This is a genomic window from Magnetococcales bacterium (assembly GCA_015231175.1).
Classification (GTDB): domain Bacteria; phylum Pseudomonadota; class Magnetococcia; order Magnetococcales; family DC0425bin3; genus HA3dbin3.
The window spans coordinates 1-2,436 of the sequence record JADGBZ010000169.1; the positions used below are offsets into that span (position 1 = coordinate 1).

Below are 2,436 nucleotides of genomic sequence, written 5' to 3' on the forward strand. Positions count from 1 at the left end.
AATCGCAAAAAACCGTGTCAAGGATTTTTCTTTAAGGTGGGTGGTGAATAGTTACACAATACAATGGATCAGTAAAAAATTTTGTAGGTTCGTGCTGTAAATATAAGACGGGGGATACTCTTTGGGTCCGAGAGACGTTTTACGTTGCCCATCGAAACACATGGGGAGGGGCACCAAAAACAATGAGCCCTGACGGCGAAAGATCCGCTTATTACAAAGCTGGTTTCGATAGATCCTATCCAAGCTGGAATCCGTCCATTCATATGCCAAGGTGGGCATCAAGGGTCACGCTGGAAATTGTCAACATTCGAGCTGAAAGATTGCAAGAGATCAGTGCAGAAGACATCTTCAAGGAAGGTGTTCAAGCAAAAGAATGCATTGTTGGATGCAATGGATACGGCGGCGTCCATAATGAGGAGTTTGAGGAAAGATATTTTTTTCTTCAGAAGATAAACATGAAGGCTTTGAGACAGAAATAGACGCCTTTTCAGCTTTATGGGAATCGACAAAACCATCTAACGGGAACAGATGGGTGGACAACCCATGGGTATGGGTGATCGAATTCAAGAGGGTGGCATGATCACTTTCTCCCCCCATTTTCAAAGAGGATGCAGGGAATGAACGGTCAATGCGGAAAAAACACCTTCAACGCAGGGAGCACGGTTGCCGTAATCACCAGGGCCAGCATCCATTTGATGAGCAACAGGTCGGTACGGATCGGGGCAAGCTCTTCTTCGAGCTTGGAATCAATGCGCAGTTCCAGTTCCTTTAGATCCCCCTTGGTAGCCAATTCTTTGAGTTGGGCATCCTGGATTTCCCGAAAAGCCTCTGAAAACGCCTCAGCCTGTTTCTCATCAACCCCAGCATCCCTGAGTCGGCGAACGAATTTCAAAGTGTCGAATGCAACGGCAAAGGTCATGGCAGAATCTCCGAAAAGTACATGTCCCGATATCAACTCCGGCAGAGAGCCAATGATAAACAGGCTACGCCGCATCCTGGACGGAAAGCACAATGCGTTTACCCAGGGCCTCCAGGGCCATTTCAACCTGGTCGAGACGCGAAGCATGGCGAAGGTTGAGGATGCGATCAACCTGCGGGAGGTGCCAATGAAGGCGCTGTGCCAGCTCGGCTTTGCGAACACCGGTCTCCTGCATGGCCTGATAAACGGCCAGTTTCGCGCAGGTCAAAGCTTCAGGCCGCACCGTGGGCCTGCCATCGGCGGGGGACGGTTTTGGAAGCGGTTTTCGGTCGTCGATGTAAAACTCCAAAGCCGTCTCCAGGGCGTCACGGGCGCGCAAAAGCGCTTCGGCATTGTCTTCCCCGAAGGTATGCGCCTCGGGAACGTCCGGAAAGGAGACCAGGACCGTTCCATCGTCGTTGGTGAGTTCTACGGGATAGTCCCACATACAAGGCCTCCTCATATCAAGCCAAGATCCTTCTTTATTGAATATACAAGACCTTTTCCAAGCTCCTTTTGGCCGTGCATCGGCAGCACCGACCGCTTCCCGTTTAAAAATACCTTAAGGTGCCCCCCTTTCCCGGGAACGAATGTGGCCCCTTGCTGGGCCAACCATCTCTTGAATTCGTTGCTGTTCATGGGAAGAAATATAACAGGTCTGTTGTGTTTAGTCAACAGAGATGTTGCGTTTATTTTTGGGGTTTTCATGACCGTGCCCGTGGCACGAAAAAGAGATCACTCATGAGCCACTCTTCACCCAACGGCCCGTACAGGGTCGACCGGGATTTTGTCGGCGAGGGAACGCTGCCTCTCCACGTATTCACGCAAGGCATCGTTCATCATCTGCTGGTAATTCCCTCCACCGGCTGCCTCCACATATCCTTTGAACCACGCAAGGATGTCAGTATCAATCCGAAACATGAGGCGTTCTTGCTCCCTGGCCGGTTTGATGACCGGGCCACGCTTGGCTGTACTGAAATCGAATCCCTCTTCCGTAATCATGGCTTACTCCTCATAAAGTTGGCGTTCCCATTTCACCGCCTTGCGGGCACTGATAATGCGGTAACGATCCCCACGATAGGTGAAAATCACTGCCAAAACACGACCACCACCATCACCACCAATAGCCTGAAACCTTTGTTCTCTGTGGCTATTATCTTCCAGCACAATGGACATGGGGTCATTCAACACATCAGAAGCGTCTGCAAAAGACACCCCATGCTTCAATTCGTTCGCTCGGGCCTTCGCCTTGTCCCACCCAATATCCATACGAGCAATGATGCAGACGCAGTGCCACCCAGTCAACAAAATTGCCTTGACACCACAATCCGCCAAGGCATACCGTCAGGGTCGGAGCTTAAGAACTCCATGGAAATAGGCGGTCCACCCGCCCCCGACAGACTTGGCGGTATTTTTATGCCCGGATTTTGGGTGGTGTCCTACGTTGACCTAACTGGTCTAGCCGGGAACAAAACCCA

The 2,436-nt window shown here is 51.0% G+C and carries 6 protein-coding genes; 1 reads left to right on the forward strand and 5 read right to left on the reverse strand.

The genetic code is table 11. From position 1 onward, the window contains the following. Window positions 1-182 precede the first annotated feature (182 nt). Complete coding sequence (locus tag HQL63_16225) at window positions 183-479, forward strand: hypothetical protein (GenBank protein MBF0178368.1); 297 nt, start codon at window positions 183-185, stop codon at window positions 477-479. A gap of 146 nt (window positions 480-625) precedes the next feature. Here HQL63_16225 and HQL63_16230 read toward each other — a convergent pair whose 3' ends face one another. The 5 genes from HQL63_16230 to HQL63_16250 form a co-directional block, all read right to left on the reverse strand. Next, entirely contained in the window at window positions 626-919 is a 294-nt protein-coding gene (locus tag HQL63_16230; protein ID MBF0178369.1) for a DUF1640 domain-containing protein, read from the reverse strand. Between the two features lie 64 nt (window positions 920-983). Next, entirely contained in the window at window positions 984-1,406 is a 423-nt protein-coding gene (locus HQL63_16235) for a type II toxin-antitoxin system HicB family antitoxin (protein MBF0178370.1), read from the reverse strand. An 11-nt stretch (window positions 1,407-1,417) separates the two neighbouring features. Beyond that, window positions 1,418-1,597 carry a type II toxin-antitoxin system HicA family toxin gene (locus HQL63_16240; protein ID MBF0178371.1) on the reverse strand — a complete coding sequence of 60 codons (180 nt, stop codon included), beginning with the start codon at window positions 1,595-1,597 and terminating at the stop codon, window positions 1,418-1,420. A 114-nt stretch (window positions 1,598-1,711) separates the two neighbouring features. Next, window positions 1,712-1,960 carry a BrnA antitoxin family protein gene (locus HQL63_16245; protein MBF0178372.1) on the reverse strand — a complete coding sequence of 83 codons (249 nt, stop codon included), beginning with the start codon at window positions 1,958-1,960 and terminating at the stop codon, window positions 1,712-1,714. A gap of 3 nt (window positions 1,961-1,963) precedes the next feature. Beyond that, window positions 1,964-2,227 carry a BrnT family toxin gene (locus HQL63_16250; GenBank protein MBF0178373.1) on the reverse strand — a complete coding sequence of 88 codons (264 nt, stop codon included), beginning with the start codon at window positions 2,225-2,227 and terminating at the stop codon, window positions 1,964-1,966. Window positions 2,228-2,436 lie beyond the last annotated feature (209 nt).